This window comes from Lysinibacter cavernae (genome assembly GCF_011758565.1).
GTDB lineage: Bacteria > Actinomycetota > Actinomycetes > Actinomycetales > Microbacteriaceae > Lysinibacter > Lysinibacter cavernae.
Window position 1 is genome coordinate 1,467,659 of record NZ_JAAMOX010000001.1, and the last position, 19,588, is coordinate 1,487,246.

At 61.0% G+C, this 19,588-nt stretch carries 19 protein-coding genes and 1 tRNA gene; 5 read left to right on the forward strand and 15 right to left on the reverse strand.

All coding sequences use genetic code 11. From position 1 onward, the window contains the following. Positions 1-599: 599 nt before the first annotated feature. Positions 600-684: transfer RNA gene (locus FHX76_RS06595), tRNA-Leu, on the reverse strand. Positions 685-958: 274 nt separating this feature from the next. Between FHX76_RS06595 and FHX76_RS06600 the strand changes: the two genes are divergently transcribed. Beyond that, complete coding sequence (locus tag FHX76_RS06600; RefSeq protein ID WP_341777878.1) at positions 959-1,618, forward strand: DedA family protein; 660 nt, start codon at positions 959-961, stop codon at positions 1,616-1,618. A gap of 175 nt (positions 1,619-1,793) precedes the next feature. On the opposite strand, the gene FHX76_RS06605 is transcribed toward FHX76_RS06600, so the two are convergent. The 6 genes from FHX76_RS06605 to FHX76_RS06630 all read right to left on the reverse strand — a co-directional run bounded on the left by FHX76_RS06605 (position 1,794) and on the right by FHX76_RS06630 (position 6,008). Then, positions 1,794-2,708, reverse strand: coding sequence for a cation diffusion facilitator family transporter (locus tag FHX76_RS06605; RefSeq protein WP_167149086.1), 915 nt, complete (start codon positions 2,706-2,708; stop codon positions 1,794-1,796). Positions 2,709-2,870: 162 nt separating this feature from the next. Further along, entirely contained in the window at positions 2,871-3,470 is a 600-nt protein-coding gene (gene rdgB, locus FHX76_RS06610) for an RdgB/HAM1 family non-canonical purine NTP pyrophosphatase (protein ID WP_167149088.1), read from the reverse strand. A 2-nt stretch (positions 3,471-3,472) separates the two neighbouring features. Beyond that, entirely contained in the window at positions 3,473-4,219 is a 747-nt protein-coding gene (gene rph, locus FHX76_RS06615) for a ribonuclease PH (RefSeq protein ID WP_167149090.1), read from the reverse strand. Between the two features lie 50 nt (positions 4,220-4,269). Then, positions 4,270-5,100: a glutamate racemase gene (gene murI, locus FHX76_RS06620; RefSeq protein WP_167149092.1), complete on the reverse strand. Its 831-nt coding sequence runs from the start codon at positions 5,098-5,100 to the stop codon at positions 4,270-4,272. A gap of 48 nt (positions 5,101-5,148) precedes the next feature. Beyond that, positions 5,149-5,595 carry a MarR family winged helix-turn-helix transcriptional regulator gene (locus FHX76_RS06625; protein ID WP_167149094.1) on the reverse strand — a complete coding sequence of 149 codons (447 nt, stop codon included), beginning with the start codon at positions 5,593-5,595 and terminating at the stop codon, positions 5,149-5,151. Further along, positions 5,592-6,008, reverse strand: coding sequence for an EVE domain-containing protein (locus tag FHX76_RS06630; protein ID WP_167149096.1), 417 nt, complete (start codon positions 6,006-6,008; stop codon positions 5,592-5,594). Before FHX76_RS06630 ends, FHX76_RS06625 begins: the two co-directional genes overlap by 4 nt. Positions 6,009-6,128: 120 nt before the next feature. On the opposite strand from FHX76_RS06630, the gene FHX76_RS06635 reads away from it, so the two are divergent. Both FHX76_RS06635 and FHX76_RS06640 read left to right on the forward strand, forming a co-directional pair. Continuing rightward, the gene (locus FHX76_RS06635) at positions 6,129-7,448 is read left to right on the forward strand and encodes a nicotinate phosphoribosyltransferase (protein WP_167149098.1); all 1,320 of its coding nucleotides are present in this window, start codon (positions 6,129-6,131) and stop codon (positions 7,446-7,448) included. A 76-nt stretch (positions 7,449-7,524) separates the two neighbouring features. Next, positions 7,525-7,971, forward strand: a complete 447-nt coding sequence (locus tag FHX76_RS06640; protein WP_167149100.1) for a hypothetical protein — start codon at positions 7,525-7,527, stop codon at positions 7,969-7,971. Positions 7,972-8,076: 105 nt separating this feature from the next. Here the strand turns inward: FHX76_RS06640 and FHX76_RS06645 are convergent, their stop codons facing one another. From FHX76_RS06645 to FHX76_RS06655, 3 genes are read right to left on the reverse strand one after another with little or no spacing between them, the layout of a single operon-like run. Next, entirely contained in the window at positions 8,077-9,591 is a 1,515-nt protein-coding gene (locus FHX76_RS06645; protein WP_167149102.1) for an FAD-dependent oxidoreductase, read from the reverse strand. Further along, positions 9,575-10,444 carry an FAD:protein FMN transferase gene (locus FHX76_RS06650; RefSeq protein ID WP_167149104.1) on the reverse strand — a complete coding sequence of 290 codons (870 nt, stop codon included), beginning with the start codon at positions 10,442-10,444 and terminating at the stop codon, positions 9,575-9,577. Before FHX76_RS06650 ends, FHX76_RS06645 begins: the two co-directional genes overlap by 17 nt. Further along, a complete protein-coding gene (locus FHX76_RS06655; RefSeq protein ID WP_243848589.1) occupies positions 10,437-10,922 on the reverse strand; it encodes a hypothetical protein in 486 nt (161 codons plus the stop codon). The genes FHX76_RS06650 and FHX76_RS06655 overlap by 8 nt, the downstream gene beginning before the upstream one ends. Before the next feature lie 245 nt (positions 10,923-11,167). On the opposite strand from FHX76_RS06655, the gene FHX76_RS06660 reads away from it, so the two are divergent. Then, the gene (locus FHX76_RS06660) at positions 11,168-11,671 is read left to right on the forward strand and encodes a hypothetical protein (RefSeq protein WP_167149106.1); all 504 of its coding nucleotides are present in this window, start codon (positions 11,168-11,170) and stop codon (positions 11,669-11,671) included. A gap of 290 nt (positions 11,672-11,961) precedes the next feature. Here the strand turns inward: FHX76_RS06660 and FHX76_RS06665 are convergent, their stop codons facing one another. From FHX76_RS06665 to FHX76_RS06680, 4 genes are all read right to left on the reverse strand, one after another. Beyond that, on the reverse strand, positions 11,962-13,128 hold the full coding sequence (locus FHX76_RS06665) for an acyl-CoA dehydrogenase family protein (RefSeq protein WP_341777879.1): 1,167 nt from the start codon (positions 13,126-13,128) through the stop codon (positions 11,962-11,964). Positions 13,129-13,236: 108 nt separating this feature from the next. Continuing rightward, the gene (locus tag FHX76_RS06670) at positions 13,237-13,947 is read right to left on the reverse strand and encodes a prepilin peptidase (RefSeq protein WP_167149110.1); all 711 of its coding nucleotides are present in this window, start codon (positions 13,945-13,947) and stop codon (positions 13,237-13,239) included. A 228-nt stretch (positions 13,948-14,175) separates the two neighbouring features. Next, positions 14,176-15,546, reverse strand: coding sequence for an RNA 5'-3' helicase PhoH2 (locus tag FHX76_RS06675; RefSeq protein ID WP_167149112.1), 1,371 nt, complete (start codon positions 15,544-15,546; stop codon positions 14,176-14,178). 196 nt (positions 15,547-15,742) lie between these two features. Beyond that, entirely contained in the window at positions 15,743-16,528 is a 786-nt protein-coding gene (locus FHX76_RS06680; protein ID WP_167149114.1) for an isoprenyl transferase, read from the reverse strand. Positions 16,529-16,591: 63 nt separating this feature from the next. On the opposite strand from FHX76_RS06680, the gene trhA reads away from it, so the two are divergent. Beyond that, positions 16,592-17,398, forward strand: coding sequence for a PAQR family membrane homeostasis protein TrhA (gene trhA / locus FHX76_RS06685; RefSeq protein WP_167149116.1), 807 nt, complete (start codon positions 16,592-16,594; stop codon positions 17,396-17,398). A 123-nt stretch (positions 17,399-17,521) separates the two neighbouring features. On the opposite strand, the gene recQ is transcribed toward trhA, so the two are convergent. Next, positions 17,522-19,588 (reverse strand): DNA helicase RecQ, encoded by a 2,067-nt coding sequence (recQ, locus tag FHX76_RS06690; RefSeq protein ID WP_167149118.1) that lies wholly within the window; start codon positions 19,586-19,588, stop codon positions 17,522-17,524.

Below are 19,588 nucleotides of genomic sequence, written 5' to 3' on the forward strand. Positions count from 1 at the left end.
CGATCAGCGTATGCAGCCCCAGCCTCGGCGATGTTGACTCATTCCACGGCGCCTCCGCTAACAGGAACTGCCACGATCAGACAAATGCTGGGTTGTCGGCATCGGCTGGTGCTGACAGTGCCTCGATTTATCTGACCGATGTCCTCCCACGGTGGGGAGACGCAGTGCAAGGCTTTGGAGATGGCACGACCCGGTATCACACCGTTGGTAAACGGCACACCGTCGGGTACACAGCCGTGGGCAGCCTCAAGACTTACCGTTCGGTTAACAACACACTTGGCCAGTTCTGCACTTACGCGGCAAACAAGACGATGACGAATATTCTTTCACCTCAGACATCGGGTGTTATCGCGAATCAGGTGACTGTCTACGTGAAGAAATGCTAGTTATGTAGCCGTACGCGTTACAGAGGAGCCCTGACGATTTGTCGGGGCTCCTCTGCGTTGCGGGTAGGTTTGTGCCGCAACGTCGATTGAGGTCGGCGACGCCTATTTTCTTTTGTGGAGGCTAATCGGACAAGAGATAGCCAAACCCAGAATGAGGCAAAAAAGAAACCCCCTGCATCCCTTTGTTCGAAAGAAATGTAGGGGGTTCTGATGTGGTGCGGGAAAAGGGACTTGAACCCTCACGCCTTGCGGCACAGGAACCTAAATCCTGCGTGTCTACCAATTCCACCATTCCCGCGAACCTTACCAATCATAGCGGGCCTTGGAGGTGGCTGTGAGCTTCAGCGTACCTCAGGGCGGAGCGACGGATTCCGCCCGGCGCGAGGTTGCTCCCCATCGCTTTTACCTCAGAGCATCCCGGTGTCGAATGCGCAAAAGAGTGAAAGCCCCAGGGTCTTCCAAGGCTGAGGCCCGGTAGAATTGGGGCGGACTTCGGCGGGGCCTGCGTACCCTGACGGTCAACCCCCGCCATTTTTCACGCGGCTAGCCCAATCAACGAAACGAGACTCAGCGTGCAACCACTCCTGTTCGGAATTGACTGGCTCGAGCCCGAATGGCTCATCACCTGGTTTGGGCCGTTTGTCCTACTCGGGGTCTGCGCCATCGTATTTCTTGAGACCGGCATCCTTGTGCTCTCGTTTATGCCTGGCGACTCGTTGCTCTTCACGGTCGGTCTGCTGACCGCAACGGGAGTTATTCCGTACCCGATCTGGGTGACAGCACTGCTCGTGTTCGTCGCGGCCTTCCTTGGCGATCAGCTGGCCTATACCATCGGCCGAAAAGTTGGCCCGGCCGTGTTCAATAAGGAGAAGAGCCGCTTCTTCAATCCCGAGAATGTGGCGCGCACGCACGAATTCTTCGAAAAATTTGGTGGCAAAGCCATCATCATTGCCCGGTTCCTCCCGGTGTTCCGCGCCTTTGTTCCCGTCGCAGCCGGCGTTGGCCAGATGAGCCGGAAGACGTTTGCAACGTTTAACGTTATCGGCGCGTTCCTCTGGGCCGTTGGCATCACCCTCATCGGCTTCTTCTTGGGCCAGATCGACTTTGTGCAAAAGTACTCGGAGTACTTCATCATCGGCATCGTGCTCATCTCGGGCATCCCGCTTCTTATGGAGATCTGGCGTTCCTTCAAGACATCGCGCCGCAACCGCAAGGCGAGCACAGCCGAATAGCTGAAACGCGCACCAACCCCCATCGAGGTTGCAAAAAATGTCGCGTTTGGTTCGAAAGAGAGCATTTTTTGCGACTTCGATTGTGGGCCGTGGGATGCGGATGTTCGCATCCGGGCTCGACCGCGCAGTCATCAAGGGCGTGGCAGGCGTCGCGCCACGCTAACACCCGAGCCGCTCAGTGGTGCAGGTGCTGCTCGTGATCCGCGTGCGCGGCCGGCTCCAGCTGGAACGTTGAGTGCTCCACGTCAAAGTGCTCGGCAAGGCATCCGCCAAGTTTGTCGAGCAATTCGCCAGTCTCTCCCCCAGAGAAGACCTCTGGTTCAACAACGACATGAGCGGTGAAAACGGGCAGGCCAGAGGTAATGGACCACACGTGGATGTCGTGCACGTCAACAACGCCCGGTGTGCGAAGCACGTGCTCGCGAATCTCGGCAACGCTCGTATCTGCCGGGGCAGACTCTGACAGCACGCGGTAGACGTCGCGGAGAAGCGAGAAAGCGCGTGGGGCAATCATGGCGGCGATAATCAGTGAGGCAATGGCATCCGCTGGCATGAATCCGGTGAACATGATGACGAGTCCGGCAACGATCACGGCGATTGAACCAAGCATGTCCCCAAGCACCTCAAGGTAGGCCCCACGCATATTGATGGTATTGCCCGCTGCTGGTCGAAGGATGAGCAGCGCAACGAAATTGGCAAGGAGGCCAATAGCCGCCACGATCAGCATCGGCCCCGTCTGGATCTCAACTGTCGCTGGGTTAACGAGCCTCGCGACGCCCTGAATGGTGACGTTTGTGGCAACAACGAGCAGAATCACGCTGTTGATAAGCGCGCCGAATACCTCAAACCTTCGGAACCCGAAGGTGTGCCGGCTACTGGCAGGTTTTGAGGCGATGATCGACGCGACAAGGGCAACGATGAGACCGATGAGGTCGGAGAGCATGTGGCCAGCATCGGCAAGCAGCGCAAGCGAACCGCTGATGATCGAGCCCACAACTTCGGCAAGAAAAACCGTCATCGTGATGCAGATCACAACGATCAGTCGAGTGCGTCCGGCATTGGCCGTTGAGTGGGAGTGATCGTGTGCCATATCTTCGACCATACGCACTCGTGTGAGCGGAATCCAGCCACGGCCACTATGACAAATGATGGTGGTTATCAGTACGAGAAAAAGCCGCGATTTTGCGGCAAAAACGGTCGGCGGATGCCCACAGAATCGTGTTCGGGCATCCGCCGCCCGCTGTGCCTGACGCTACTGAACGAGCGAACGCACCACTGGCGCAATCGCGCGGAACGCGCGCGACCGGTGCGACTGCTGATTCTTCTCGTCGGCGGTGAGTGCCCCTGCCGAATGGGCTGAGCCCTCAGGCGCGAAGATGGGGTCGTAGCCAAAGCCACCATTGCCATCCACTTCGCGAAGCACGCGGCCAGGCCAGATGCCGAGCTCAACGTGCTCACGCCCATCAGGTAGGACAAGCGCAGCGGCGCAGATAAACTGTGCGGCACGGTATTCGTCGGCAACATCGGTGAGCTGCCAGAGCAGCAATTCGAGGTTCTGACGGTCGTCGCGAGCGGGTCCACCCCAGCGAGCCGAAAAAATACCAGGAGACCCGCCAAGGATGTCGACGGCTATGCCGGAGTCGTCGGCGAGCGCAGGGAGGCCAGTGTGGGCCGCGGCCGCCCGTGCCTTGAGAAGCGCGTTCTCGGCGAACGTTACGCCGTCCTCGACCGGTTCTGGGCCCGTGTATCCGATCAGTTCGAGGCCGCCAAGGTCGGGGCCGATGATTGATCGCAGCTCACCAAGCTTATGAGCGTTGTGACTCGCGAGCACAACCTCGCGCGCGTCGCCCATGCCTACTTCGCCAGTTCTGCCGCGAACGCGGCCGTCTGTAGCTCGGTGAGTTCAGCCGCACCGGCAACCGCAAGGTCGAGCAGTTCGCCAAGTTCGCGCCGGTCGAACGGCGCGCCCTCGGCGGTTCCCTGCACCTCAACAAACAGGCCACGGCCGGTAACAACGACGTTCATATCGGTTTCGGCACGCGAGTCTTCGCGGTATTCGAGGTCGAGGCGGGGCTCGCCATCCACGATGCCAACGGAAACGGCGGCAACCGAGTCGATGAGCGGCGTCGCCTTCTTCGCGATAAAGCCCTGCGCGCGGCCCCACTCGATTGCGTCGGCAAGGGCGACGTAGGCACCGGTGATCGCCGCCGTGCGGGTGCCGCCGTCGGCCTGCAAGACGTCGCAGTCGATAACGAGGGTGTTCTCGCCGAGCGCCTTCATATCAACAACTGCACGGAGACTTCGCCCGATGAGGCGCGAGATCTCGTGGGTGCGCCCGCCGATTTTTCCCTTCACCGATTCGCGACCCATGCGCTCGTTGGTCGAGCGAGGAAGCATCGAGTACTCGGCGGTGACCCAGCCTTTGCCCTGGCCCGCCATCCAGCGAGGAACTCCATTGGTGAATGATGCGGTGCACAGCACGCGCGTGCGTCCGAACGAAATGAGCGCGGACCCTTCCGCTTGCTCACTCCACCCGCGCTCGATGGTCACGGTGCGGAGGTCTGGTGCGGTTCGTCCGTCTGGGCGGATGGTGTCTGACATGTGATTCCTTCGGTTGGAGTCGGTCGTCCGCTCAACGAGCGGCACTGAGGTTAGTGGCTCGTTGTGAGCGTGAAGCCGTGGTCGCCGAGCTTTTGGAGGTTGGCATTCTGGAGCCCGTTGCCAAGCAGGCGCTGCGCGAGACCGTAGAACGCTTCCGGATCGTCCCCTGTCGAGCGGTATTGATACGAGGGAGCCTCGTCGTCGCTGCGCTGCAGGCCTCGGTCAACAAGGGTTTTGTACACGTCGTTTGCGGTTTCGATATCGCTCGAGACGAGCACAACGTCGTTACCCATAACCTGGCTAATTGCCCCGCGCAAAAACGGGTAGTGCGTGCAGCCGAGAACAAGCGTATCGATGTGGTGGTCGCGCAATCCGCCGAGGTATTCCTCGGCGACGGCGAGCAGCTCTGGGCTCGAGGTCACGCCGGCTTCGACAAACTCAACAAACCTGGGGCAGGCCTTCGTATACAGCTCGATATCGCTTCGGATGCTGAACAGGTCGTCGTATGCCCGAGAGTTGATCGTGCCAACCGTTCCGATCAGCCCAACCTTCTGGTTGCGCGTGATCTGTACGGCGCTTCGCACGGCCGGCTGGATTACCTCAAGCACTGGAACGTCGTAGCGCTCATGCGCATCACGCAGCATCGCTGCCGAGGCAGTGTTGCAGGCGATAACCAGCATCTTCACGCCCTGATCGACCAGGTCGTCGAGGCAGGAAAGCGCGTATTCGCGGACATCGGCGATAGGTTTTGGGCCGTACGGCGAGTGGGCGGTATCACCAACGTAGGTGATGGATTCGCGGGGAAGCTGATCCCTCACGGCGCGCGCCACGGTGAGGCCGCCAACGCCAGAGTCGAAGATTCCGATCGGCAAGTTATTCACGCACACCAGCTTAGTCGCAGCATCTGGGCTCGCCGGCCGGTGCGCTGCTCAGGCGCGTTGCAGGGTGACGAGCATCCGTGTGAAGTGGTCACGGGAGCCACCGAGCGGCTCAAAGAATGCGGCGTCGCAGGCCTCAACCGCGACGATTGCTCGGTTGACAAGCGCGAGGCCTTGTGGGGTTGGGCTCAGCGCAACGGCACGCCGGTCGGTTGGATGCGGTCGCCGCATGACGTGCCCGGCTGCTTCAAGCGTTCGCACGACCTGCGAGGTCATCATGGTGTCGGTTCCGGCTGCGCTCGCGAGGTTGCGCTGGGTGATGGGCCCCTCTCCCTCGGTCCAGGTCAGCGTCGCAAGCAACACAAACTGCACGTGGGTCAGCCCGAACGGTTTGAGGGCCGCGCGTTGCGCCGCTTGCCACGCGTTGGTGACCCGCCACAGCACAAATCCGGTGCTGTCGTCGGCATCCGGGAAATCGGTGTTGAGCGGCGGAGTCATCCGGCGTCCTTCATTGCCTGCATGATGAGGGCCAGGTCTGCCTCGCTCAGGGGCAGCATACCCAGTCGCAATTGATACCCCCAGTTTGGTCCCGCTGTGAGATCAAGCAGCCCCTTGAGTGGCCCAATTGCGGCATCACCAACGTTGGTCTCGTAGTTCACTCGCCGACGATAGGGTCGAAAATTGCCGTCTTCGGCCTGATAAATCATGTCGTCGGCGATTTGGCCAACCGCGGTAAAGGCTTGGAGCGGTTTGTTGCCGTTCATACTCAATCTGGGCGAGTAATACACAAGCCAGTCGCCCTTGCTCATCCGCGCGAGGCCAGACCGTTTTCCATGGTGGATTTGGGCGATGCCGAGGTCGACTCCGCGACGCACATGGTCGGCGTGCACAACACCAAGCCAGGCATTCATCCAACACTCCGGGCAGGCAATACGAGAGACGCAACAGCATTCATTTATATAGTATGCGCGCATACTACTGACTCGTCAACACCGCCCCACGCTTCCGCCGACGCCCGATAGGCTTACGCTGTGAACGCCTCAACCGCTTTTTTCACTGACCGCTACGAACTGACGATGGTGGATGCCGCCCTCACGGCCGGAACCGCCCACCGCCGCTGCGTCTTTGAAGTCTTCTCCAGACGTCTTTCCGGCGCACGGCGCTACGGGGTGCTCGCCGGTACCGGCCGCCTGCTTGACCTCATCGACCGCTTCCGCTTTGAGGAGGCCGAGCTGAGTTGGCTGCGCGACAACGAAGTGGTCAGCACCAGAACGATCGATTGGCTCGCCGACTACCGATTCAGCGGCAACATCTTCGGATACCCGGAGGGCGAAGTCTTCTTCCCCGGTTCCCCCGTCCTCACGATTGAGGGCACGTTTGCAGAATCCGTTCTGCTCGAAACCCTCGCGCTCAGCGTCCTCAACTACGACTCAGCTGTCGCCACAGCTGCTTCGCGCATGGTCACGGCGGCCGGCACCCGCCCAATCGCAGAGATGGGATCACGGCGCACTGGCGAGTACAACGCCGTTGCGGCGGCCCGTGCGGCATACATCGCTGGGTTTGCGGCAACGTCAAACCTTGAGGCAGGGCGTTCGTGGGGTATCCCAACGATGGGCACGGCCGCGCACGCATTTACGCTGCTTCACGACAGCGAAGAACAGGCATTCCAGGCACAAATCAATACCCTCGGCCCTGGCACAACCCTGCTCGTGGACACCTACGACATTCCCGCCGCGGTTGCGCTTGCCGTCAAGATCGCCGGCCCAGAGCTCGGCGCCGTGCGCATCGATTCCGGTGACCTTCCTGTTGTGGTGGCGGAGGTCCGCGCCCAGCTCGACTCACTCGGGGCGCACAACACCCGCATCACCGTCACCAACGACCTCGACGAGTACTCCGTCGCAACCCTCGGGGCCTCGCCCGTTGACTCGTACGGGGTCGGCACCTCGGTTGTTGTCGGCTCGGGCTCGCCAACCACGGGTATGGTGTACAAAATTGTGGCCCACGAGGACAATAACGGCGAGTGGGTCTCCGTCGCCAAGAAATCACAAGACAAGGCATCCGTCGGAGGACGAAAGCGCGCCTACCGAGAGCTCTCCGAACGCGGCGTTGCCCAGGCCGAAAACATCTACGTCGCCGACGAAACCGACGAGCACTCAGAGTCGGACAGCCACAAGGGCGAACGCGCGCTTATGGTCCCGCTCATCACCGATGGCGTCGCCGACAGCAGATACAGAGGAGCAGAGGGCGTCCAACTTGCGCGCCAACGTCACGCGGCAAGCGTCGCCGAGCTCCCGCTGCAGGCTATGCGCCTCACACGGGGCGACCCCGTCATCCCAACCCAGTATCGCTAACCAGCATCCGGTCAGCCATCCCTCGGTACGATTGGCTGAGTCAACATCCGCTCCCCCACTACGGAGAATAAACACTATGAAGCTTCGCACTAACGCATTTGCCACTCTTTCGATTGCGGCGGTGCTCGTGGGTTCGCTGAGCGGATGTTCCGGTTCTTCCGACGAGCAAACGGTCGACGAGGCCTGCGCAATTTTTCTCATGTCGACGAGCTCCCTTGTCAACGACGAGTCTCTGACCGACTCTGAGCTTGAGGCCAACCCGGATGCCGGCCTCACGACGCTCAAGAACAACGCCGCCGAACTCGTCAAATCGGCCGACGAGACGTCGAACAGCACCATTACGCCTCTGGCCAAAGACATGGCTTCTGACTTTTCCGCGTTTGTTGATGAGGTCGTCAAGAATCCGGATGCGTTCCTCGACGGCAGCAGCGATTCCCTCAACGCGCTGGCAGAGAAGGTCACCGAGAGCTCGGCCGCCGTCAACGACGCGTGTGGCCTCGGCACGGATACCAACACAAACTAAGTTTCGGCTCGAATCCACACCGGAAACGAGAATCGACCTGACCCAAATGTGTCTATGTTCGCGTCAATAGACATATTTGGGTCAGGTCGATTCGGTCGTGGCAGGTCAGTATCCCAAGAACACGTCCGTATGCACCGAGCGAACGCCCTGTCGCTTGAGGTCTTCGCGCAGATCCTCAACAAGTGAGGGCGGCCCAGACACAAACGCGTGGCGAGCCCGGAGGTCAGGCATCCGAAGCGCGAGTAGCTCTCCGGAAATCCGCTCTGCGCCCAGCAGTTCACACCCCACTGGCAGTTGCGCCGGTGCCTCAGGTCCCGCAAGGATGATGCGAACACCATCGCCAACAAGATCATCAAGATAGGCGTACTCGGCAGCGCTCCTCGCGGCGTAGACCAGCGTGACATCGCGACGAATCCCGCGCATCCGATCTGAGCGCAGCTGGCTCACGAACGGCGTAATTCCGATTCCGCCCGCAACAAGCAAGACCGGAACAGAGGGGTCCCGTGGCAGCACAAAGTCGCCCCAGACGCCCGTTGCGCTCAGCACCGCGCCTTCTTGCTTCAGGCGAAGAGCGCGCTTTGCCGTGCTCGTTTTGGCAGGCATGCTCGTGGCGACCGTCACGAGTTCCGCACTCCCAGGAACCGAGGTTGGACTCAGCATTCGGCGGGTGCCACGGGAATCGGGCTTACCGTGCGGGATGACCAGCTCAAGGTACTGCCCAGGGACAAAGTCCAGCGGCCGCTTTGGACGAAAACTAAATTCGACCACGGTTGGCGACAGAAGCTTGCGCCCAAGCAGCGTCAGTCGGATGCCGCTCCGCCTCGCAAAGAGGGCCGCAGCGAGGTTCATCACAACAAGGGTCAATTCCGGTGAGTTGTAGAGCGGACCAACGTGGAACGGCACCGAGACAAGCACACCCGCAACGGCCGCGAGCATCAGCTGCTGCCAGCGCCTAGGAGGCAAGGTCAGTGGTTCGGTGAGCATGAACCCGCCAAGGAACACAACGGGGTAGCTCAGGAGCACAACTGGGAGGGCGTCAAGAGCGGCGGTGCCGTTGAGGACAAGCACAACCGTGCCGCTCAGTGTCGCAACCACAACGTAGAGCGCAAACATCAGGAGCTTGCGGGTGCGTACCACAACAGCGATCGCGCCAACAAGGACAACGGGGAACAGATAAGCGTTTGCGGGCCACCAGACGGCAGCCGTCAACCCGGTCACCGAGGCAATCACGGCAGCAATCGCAACCGGATTAAACAGGTGACGCCCGCGCCACACGAGCACGTATTTGGACACGGACGCAATCACGGAAACGAGCGCAATACGCCACAGCTGGCCGGGGTCAGCCGTTGGCCAAAACAAAAAGAACACCAAAAAACCGGTGATAGCGGATGATTCCCACTGCGCGGCAGACTGCACCGCCGCCGCGAGGAGATGCCCGCTCAGCAGCGCAACACCAACAGCGACCACGGCCGACGCGGCGATATCGATAGGCGTGTAGGGAAGCGCCCCAAGAAAGGTCAGTGCAAACGACGCCACTGCCATGAGGGCGAGCACACCGAGAACCAGGCGATACATCGTTATGCGGCCGAGCTTATCGGCTGCCTCACGCAACATTTTCACGAGTAAACACCTCTCCTGGCCAACCGGCCGAACGCTCAATGTACCCGTCGCTACGCATTCGGACGTATTCACATTCAAACGCCTCGGCAACAACGGCCGGCTCCGTGGTGAACAACGCCGTAGCTAAGAGATCAGCAACACCAGGCTGCGCACAAATCACCCAGGCAGCCACGATCTGCTCGACGGGCCGGCCTGTTCGCGCATCCAATAGGTGATGGAGACCCTGTCCCCAAGCCCGCCGGTTTGTCGCCGATGCGCACAGCGAGGAATCGGCAAGCTCGGCGATTCCAACCGCTTTGCCCGGCTGGAAAGGATGCTCGAGTCCGACGCGAATGGTCGAGCCCACATTCACCAGATCCCCACTCGCGTCAACCGTGTACACCGTCTGCCCGTCAGCGGCGACGATCTCACCAACGAGGCCAGCGAGGAATCCTTTACCGGCTGCCCCAATATCGAGCGTCACGGGAACATCTGAGGCGAATGTGGTGCCAGACCAGCGGACGTGTTCGTCCCACAGTGGCGTCACGGCTGCGCCAGGCAGTGGGGTGAGTCGATAGCTCGCGTCGTACCCAAGATGCTCAAGCGCACCCCCGACCAGCGGCGAAATCGAACCGCCTGAGAGCTCATAGACTCGCCGATAGAGCGCAGAAAGCTCAGCGGATTCCTTGGGAAACTCCACCTGTCCACCGTCACGTGCAATCGTGGCAACAACGCTATCGTCGCGAAAGCGCGACCAGGTCTGATCAAAGTCACGAACCTTCGCCAAGATCGAGGTCTTGGCACCGGGCGAGAGCTCATGGCCGGTATCCACCTGCCACGGGCATCCAATCGCCTCGAAGGAAAAACTAGGCACGCGCCTCGGCCTTGATCGCTTCGAGCGCTTCGTTGAATCCGGTGCTCGTGAGTGAGGAACCGGCAAGTTTGCTGATGTTCAGTTCGTCAATGTTTTTTCCGACGGCAGCCCCGTCGAGCCCCGACTCAAACTTGCCCTGAAACTGTTTGGTGTTTGGGTTCGTCGCGTCGCTTGTGAGCGACACGGCTGTCACAACGTCATCCGCAAGGGTGAGCTCGACCGTGACCGTTTCTGGCCCTCCGGGGCTCACATAACTTCCCTCTGCAGAGTACGTGCCGTCAGTATAGATCGACCCGCTCGCCGATGATGCCGCTTCACTTGGGGTTGCGGATGTCGTGGCCGTCGATGATCCCGCGTCGGGCGTCGCCGTGCTACTGGCGGCGTCACTCGCTCCGGTTGCGCATCCAGCAAGCCCGCCTATCAAGCCGAGCCCAGCAGCAACCGCGAGCGTTCCCTGTGCTGTCTGTCGTTTCATCATCAACCGTCCATTTCGTGTCTGAGCCACCGACCGGGTATCAGGCGGGGCTCTCTGCCAGAAAACTTTACTTGCAGGTTCAAGCATTCTCTATGAGCCTATGAGCTACCTGTGTAGCGTCTGCTTGGCCACCACAAAAGTCTGGCACACTGGTTATTGCTCGCTTTTCATCAGAGGCCAGCCGCTGACCGGTCACCGCGCGCCACCGATCAGCAACAGCGCAGTCCGTCCAGACAACAAGGAACCTCGTGGGATTTTTCCGTCGCAAAGCTCAACACCAACCGGCAGCTGCCGCGGCCAAAGCATCCACTCCTGCGTCCGACGGTATCCACATCATCGGCGATGATCTCAGCCCTGAAGAACGCATCGCTGCTCAGGCAGCCATGTTCATGGCAATGTTTGAGGATGCCGAGGGCGTTGCGCTCGCATATGACCGGGCATCCGTCGACCTCGCGGATGAGCTCCTCCACACCTTTTTCGAGGCCTCAACCGCTTTGCCCGCGCAGGTACAGGAAATGGTCGCTTCGTTTGTGTTTGAGGTCGCGCGGGCCGAATTTGGCGGTCGCTACGTGACTGTTAACGCTGAAAACCCGGTCGCGCTCGTTGTTGGGGAACCCTCCGCCGCGGTGCTTGTGCTCGCGTATGAGAAGACCAAACTCCGCAGCGTGAACGGGCCGGAAGATAGCCTCGGATTCTTCTATGACGGAATCGCACCGCTCGTCGCAGAGGGAAAAACCGCAACCCTTACCTAAGTCGTCAGGACGTCTGACGATACCGCGCCGACCGTCCTGACATTCGGCGGTACCGCGCCAACCGTCTGCCGGCAGCAAAACTCAGAGACTCCCAACAGTTACCCCTCCTTATTACTGCCGAGTGCCCTGAAATCGACCCAAAACTCTGCTTATCGGTCGATTTGGGGGCACTCGCACGCGGGTGAGTGAGCGAGTAGGTGAGTGGATCGGCGAGGTTGGTGGTGAGCGTCCGGCAGTCCGGCAGTCCGGCTAGGGCTCTGGTCAATCAAACGGCCCGGATAGGCGCTCAGCTATGACACCGGACCGAGGTACGCAGTCGCAAAGGTCGAGTGCGCCGATTCGTCATCGGAGGGGTGGTACAGCCCCGCGATCACGTCGCGGTAGAGCCGCATGAGTTCACCGTCGTTCTGGTACGCGCTGCCGCCGCTGACCCGAATCGCGGCATCCACGCTTCGTTTTGCGACCTCTGTCGCCCGAATCTTGGGGCCAACAAGCCGGGGGAACCAGCCCATCCCGTGGTCAATCAGGTTGTCAACGTCGCGGGCAACTGACAGGATTTGTGGCTGCACCGACTCCTGGTCGATCGCGGCGTGGGCAATGCGCCAGCGGATGTCGGGATCTGACGCATACGGAAGTCCGGTCTTTTTCGAGGTGCGCTTCTGCACGGTCGCAACGGCAAGTTCAAGCGCGCGGTTGCCGATTCCCGTGTAGACGGAGGCAAGCAGGAGCTCGAAGTTGGCGAAGATCGCAAACGTGAGCGGGTCTGCGTTTGGTCCAACCGGAATGTGCCGTACAACCCTGTTGTCTGGCACGAAGACGTCGTGCAGGACGGTGCTGCGGCTCTGCGTTGCTCGCATGCCGAGTGGGTTCCAGTCTTCTGAGATCGAGTAGCCCTCTGTTTCCCGCGTGATGAAGCCGAATACGAGTTGAGGGTTGGATGGGTCGCTATCGTCGCGCCCAAAAATGCCGAGTCTTGTCCACGCCGGCGACAGGGACGTAAAGATTTTCACTCCTGAGAACCGATAGCCTCCGTCAACCGGAGTTGCTGTCGTTGACGAGTTGAACAGCACCTCATCGTTTCCGGCTTCGCTAATACCAAAGGCAAACACTTCGCCGGCCGCTGCCTCTTCGAGCAACCAGTCAAAGCTGGTGTCACCCCTGTCGCTGAGCGTCTTTGCAACGCCTGTCCACACCAGGTGCATGTTGATACCGAGGGCTGTTGCTGGGGCCGCGGCCGCGAGACGCGTTTGCAGACGGGAAACCTGCTCAAGACTGTAGTTTCTGCCGCCGTGCTCGTGCTTCGAGAACAGCCCAAGATAGCCGTGTTCTCGAAGTTCTTCCAGGTCTTCGTCGAAGAACGTGTTGCGTTCGTCGTAGCCTGAAGCTCGGTTGCGCACGCGCTCAAGCAGATCGTCGGGGAGAACATTTGCTAGGAAAATTCGCTGAGTTTCGGTCACCCTCCCCACCATACGCCGATTGCTTCCGCGCTGCCTGTGACACGTGCGGGGCGCCTCAAGCGACACCCTGTCGCGCTGTTCACGCGCGGTTCCTGCCCTTGCTGACGTTCATAATGGCATCCGCCCAACCGCTACAAGTGCGGCAGCACCAGCGACCGCGGCCCAGTAGGCTCCCAACAGAATTGGACCAAGCGGGATACCGTTCGTTGCGACATCGAATCCGTTTGGGTCGGCGGGCACCGGAAATTGCGTGAGACCTGCTCGAAACGGAACGCACTGATTTGGCGAAGCCGTTGAGTTGCGCGCCGCCGGTGAATCGCTGGTCCAGGGCGCGTCAGCGGTCGCCGTAGCGTCGCTCCTCGCAACGACGCCAAGCCTCGCCACGGCGCCAAACCTCGCCACAGCACCAAGCGTCGCCGCTGCACCAAACGGCAACATCCGGTTCCTTCGCAGCAGGACGAATGCCCCAGCAACCCCTGAGCCAAACCCAACGAAGACAAGCCCTGCCGCCGCGAACTGCCACGAGATGAGCCCGAGGCTTGCGCCAAGCAACCCGCCAAGTTTCACGTCGCCCATGCCAAGGCCTCCGGTCAGGGCCGCGAGGCAGAACATCCCAAACCACAGCGCGCCACTCCCGAGCATGGCGAGCGGAGGCCCGCCCGTTCTCGCCCAGTCTTCGGCGGAGACCACGGTGAGCGCAAGGTACCCAGGAAGCACAAGAGCGTTTGGCAGCCGCCGAGAGCGGAGGTCCGATTGGATAAGTGGCACCGTAATGCCGGCGACCAGGCCGCACATCACTACCGCTGCAATCGAGAACATGCGCACAGCCTATGGCGTAGCCCAACCTCTCTGCCGCGGTTATCCACCGGGAACAATGTGGTGCTCTGCATCGCCTCACCCAGCCCAATGCTGGCCCCGATCCGAGGTGCACGCGCCCCCTGCGTTGCCCTGCTACCAACGCAAACGGGTAGGCAACAACCGTCAAAAACCTCGAAGGTTGGAACGGTTCTTGCCTACCCGACACGGAGAGCCGTGGCGACGTCCGGCCTACAGCACCTCGGCATCCTCGAGCAGCTCGGTCACGAGTGCCGCAATGTCGCTGCGTTCCGAACGGGTCAGTGTCATGTGCCCAAACAGCGCGTGGCCTTTGAGCGTCTCGATCACCGAGGCGACCCCGTCGTGGCGACCGACCCTGAGGTTATCGCGCTGTGCCACGTCGTGCGTGAGAACAACCCTCGAGTTCTGACCGATGCGGCTGAGAACCGTGAGCAGTACGTTGCGCTCAAGCGATTGGGCCTCATCAACGATGACAAACGCGTCGTGCAGCGACCTGCCTCTGATGTGGGTGAGCGGCAGCACCTCGATCAGCCCACGCTCTTCGATCTCGTCCAGCACGTTTTGCGACACGACCGAACCGAGAGCGTCAAACACGGCCTGACCCCATGGGTTCATCTTTTCGCCCTGATCACCAGGAAGGTAGCCAAGCTCCTGACCGCCAACCGCATAGAGCGGCCGAAACACCATAATCTTCTTGTGCTGGTTGCGTTCGAGCACAGCCTCGAGTCCTGCTGAGAGGGCGAGCGCCGACTTCCCCGTTCCGGCTCGACCCCCAAGAGACACAATGCCAACTGACGGGTCAAGCAATAGGTCGATCGCCAGCCGCTGCTCAGCCGAGCGACCGTTGACGCCAAAAACGTCGCGGTCTCCCCGTACGAGGCGGAACATCCCGTCACCCTCAACTCGCCCAAGAGCGGAGCCTCGATCCGAGTGGATGATGAGCCCGGTATTGATGGGGAGCGTGCGCACCTGCTCAGATCGCATCCGCTCAGAGGCATACAGGTCATGCATCTCGTCGGACGTGAGCTGGATGTTTGCGAGCCCCGTGTATCCGGAATCAACCGTCTGCTCTGCCCGGTATTCCTCAGCAGCCAGGCCAATTGATGCCGCCTTTACGCGCATCGGCAGGTCTTTTGAGACCACCGTCACGGCGAGCCCATCGTTTGCAAGGTTCAGGGCGACCGCGAGAATCCGAGAGTCGTTGTCCCCGAGTTGCAGCCCGCTCGGGAGAGCCGATTGGCTTGAGTGATTCAGCTCAACCCGCAGCGAGCCGCCTTCGCCCACCGGAATGGGAAAATCAAGTCGCTCGTGTTGCACTCGAAGATCGTCAAGAAGTCGCAAGGCCGCACGCGCAAAATACCCAATCTCTGGGTCGTGGCGCTTGCCTTCGAGCTCACTAATGACCACAACCGGTAGTACAACGGCGTGCTCCGCAAACCGGAACAGCGCTTTCGGGTCTGACAGCAACACCGAAGTGTCGAGCACATAGGTTCGCTCGGCTTGTTGGCTCGCGGATGACCGCCTCGCCTGTGCCTCGCGCTCTGCGCTTGTGTCTGTTTGGCCTGAGTATTGATTGTTCACAACCACTCCCGTCCCAAGCGACGCATCGCTCAGTTACTCAAGCGATTCGACCACGTGGGTTCTTGGGGGTGAGATGAACTTATGTGGCCGTCTCGACCAGGCGAGGTGCCTGATACCCATCACGGTACGCCTCGGCACGGACATTCGGCTACTTCGACACGCTGCCAAACGTTACAACTGGGTAAACGGCGGGTGACTATCCGCCAAAACGGCGCTGGCGGCGTGAGTAGTCGCGCAGTGCCCGCAAGAAGTCAACCTCACGCAGATCTGGATACAACGCCTCAACAAAGTAAAACTCGCTGTGCGCGCTCTGCCACAGCATAAAATCGCTCAGTCGCTGCTCGCCTGAAGTGCGAATCACCAAGTCTGGATCTGCCTGCCCGCGCGTGTAGAGGTGCTCACCAATGAGCTCAGGGGTGAGGGTATCGGCAAGCTCGTCAAGCGTGCGTCCGTCTGCCTGGTGCTGATCGATGATGGAGCGAACGGCCGCCGCGATTTCGCTTCGCCCTCCATAGCCAACCGCAAGGTTTACGTGCAGGCCTGGGTTATGGGCGCTGCGCTGCTCAGCATCCTTCAGCGCTGCGGTCAGGTCATCTGGGAGCCCTTCGCAGCTGCCAACGTGGCGAACTCGCCAGCGGCCGTTGCTCGAAAGCTCCTTGGCAAGCTTGGCGATGATGCCAAACAGTTCTTCGAGCTCGGCATCCGCCCGCCCAGTGAGATTGTCGGTCGAGAGCAGGTAGAGGGTGACAACACCAATTCCACGCTGCTCGCACCAGCCGAGAAATTCAGGAATCTTCTGCGCGCCGGCACGGTGACCATGGGCTGCGCTCTCAAGCAGCCGCTGCTTCGCCCATCGACGGTTGCCGTCAACAATAATGGCGACGTGATGTGGCATCTGAGCCGAGTCGATCTCCCGACGGAGCCGATGCTCGTAGAGGCGATAGAGAAATCCGTCTCCGCGTGTCGATTGTTGGCTGCTCACTTCAGATACGTTAGCTGATGTTCATGCCAGTTTTACGCAGATGCACGGCCTAGCATGGTGCTTATGGGTAACTCACAGACAACCGGCCCCCTCGAGAGTTCTGACGAGCCCTCTGGCGGCGGCACGCATGCCGGCGACGGACTCGCGGATGACGGGGCCGTCGATCTGCCCAATATCCCACTGCTTGAGGCCGCGGATGATGCACAGGCGGCGGCATCCATCCCTGCAGAGGTCAAGCCATCGTGGCGCGGTTGGATACACGCCGGTACGTTCCCCGTCACCATCGCCGCAGGCGTTGTACTGATCTGCCTTGCCGAGGGAACGGTCGCGAAGTGGGCCGCCGCGGTCTTTACGCTCACCAGCATGATGTTGTTCGGTAACTCTGCGCTCTACCACCGGTTCAACTGGCGGCCAACGGTCAAGATGATCTTCAAGCGCATCGATCACGCGAACATCTTCCTGCTCATCGCGGGAACCTACACCCCGCTCGCGCTCCTCGCGCTTCCTCCTGAAAAGGGGATGTTGCTGCTTATCCTCGTGTGGGCTGGGGCCTTGCTCGGCATCGGCTTCCGAGTGTTCTGGATTGGCGCGCCACGCTGGCTCTACGTCGCCATATACATCCTGCTGGGCTGGGCTGCCGTGATGTACATGGGCGACCTCTATCGGGTGAGCCCTGCGATGATGATCCTCGTCATCGTTGGCGGCCTGTGCTACACGGCAGGGGCCGTCATCTACGGGATGAAGAAGCCGAACCCGTGGCCGGGACACTTTGGCTTCCACGAGATCTTTCACACGCTCACGGTGATCGCGTTCCTATGCCACTGGACGGCAACCCTCATCATCTCGCTGCATCCGGCGTACCACGCGTAGCGAGGCTTGCCGGTCGGGGTTGCGAACGCATCCATTCGCCTATGATTGCGATTGTTATGCCTTTTTCTCGCAATGAGTGGCGAACGGACGGTCGTCGGGGCGCGGCCTGGGCAGGCGTTGCGGCTATGCCCCGCCAAGTACCTCAAGCACGGCCTCGCCGTAGCGAGCGCGCTTCTGCTCGCCGATACCGCTGATGCTGCCAAGGGCCTCCAGCGTCTCGGGCAGGTGCACTGCCAGCTCTCGCAGCGTCGCGTCGTTGAACACGATGTAGGCGGGCACCCCCTGCTGCTTTGCTTCTCCGGCGCGCCAGGCACGCAGCGCTTCAAAGACGACTGCCTGCTCATCGCTCAGGTCGGCAACGGCGGCGGACTTGGATGACCGTGACGCCGCTCGCTCCGGACGCAGTGCCTCATGACGGAGCGGAACCTCTTGGTCGCCTTTGAGTACCGCGATACTTCCCTCGGTGAGGGTCAAGACCCCGTAGTCGCCGTGGGTCGCCAACAGGTCGCGAGCCAGCAGCTGCCGGATGACCCCGCGCCACTGCTGGTCGGAGAGGTCGGCCCCGATGCCCCACGTGCTGAGCTCGTTGTGCCTCGACTGTGTGCTTCGCTGGTTCTCTTTGCCGCGAAGGATGTCAACGACCTGACCAGCGCCAAACATCTGGTTGCGCTCGCTCTTGAGCCGGAAGACGGTCGAAAGCACTTTCTGTGCGGGGACGGTGCCATCCCAAACCTCTGGAGGGCTCACGCACGTATCGCAGTTGCCGCATGGGCTCCCGAGCCGCTCGCCGAAATACGCGAGGAGGCCAATGCGTCGGCACTCGGTTGTCTCGCACAGGGCGAGCATCGCGTCGAGGTGTTGGGATTGCGAACGCTTATGCGCCACGTCGCCAGCCGATTGCTCGATCATGCGTCGCTGCTGCACAACATCTTGTAGGCCGTAAGCAAGCCACGCCTCGGAGGGCAGCCCGTCGCGACCGGCGCGGCCCGTCTCTTGGTAATATCCCTCGACCGATTTTGGCAGGTCAATGTGCGCGACAAAACGCACGTCAGGTTTGTCGATGCCCATGCCAAAGGCGATAGTGGCGACGACAACAACGCCGTCTTCGCGGAGGAAGCGAGACTGCGCACTCGCGCGCGTCTGCACGTCGAGGCCTGCGTGGTACGCAACCGCGTCAACGCCGATGGATCGCAGGTATTCGGCCGTTTTCTCGACCGAGTTGCGACTGAGCGCGTAGACGATGCCGGCCTCGTCTGGATGCTCTTTGGTGATGAACTGCGCGAGCTGGGCGCGCGGATTGGCCTTGTTCACGATGCGGTAGTGCAGGTTCGGTCGGTCAAAGCTTGAGACGAAAAGCTCAGCCTCTGTGAGGGACAGCCGCTCGACGATTTCGCGGCGCGTCGCGTCGGTTGCTGTTGCGGTAAGCGCGACTCGTGGAACGCCTGGCCAGCGTTCTGCGAGGACATTGAGCGCAAGGTAGTCTGGCCGGAAGTCGTGGCCCCACTGGGACACACAGTGCGCCTCGTCAATCGCGAAGAGCGAGATGGTGCCCCGTGCCAGGAAATCGAGGGTGGTGTCTGAGTTGAGCCGCTCTGGCGCAACGTACAGCATGTCGAGTTCGCCGCTGAGATACGCGCGCTCGACGGCGGCGCGTTCGTGCGGCTCTTGGGTGGAATTGAGGTACTCAGCCCGGATTCCGACCGCGCGGAGCGCCTCAACCTGGTCGTGCATGAGCGCGATGAGCGGCGATACCACGATGCCAACACCGTCACGCAGCAGGGCAGGGATTTGGTAGCAGAGCGATTTTCCGCCGCCGGTTGGCATCAGCACAACGGCGTCGCCGCCGCGCGCTACCCGCTCAACAATTTCGGCCTGTTGGCCTCGGAACTCGTCGTAGCCAAAGATCTTGCTGAGGATGCGGTGGGCACGTTCGCTCAGAACGCCGGGCTCGTTCGCCAGCCTCTGATGAGCGGTCAGTACCTGAGGGGATGCCGCGCCACGGCCGTAGCCACTACCCGCACCGTCGTTTGACGCCTCTTGCGCGCCGGCGACGCGGGTGTACACAGGCTGGCCGACGCTCACGACTGGGTCGTCGGCGTGCAGGGGTGGTGGATCGTAGCCGTACGGGTCCTCGAAAAAGTCCGGTTCTTCTGGTTCTGGATACCGGTCGAAGTCACCGCCAGCCGTCAT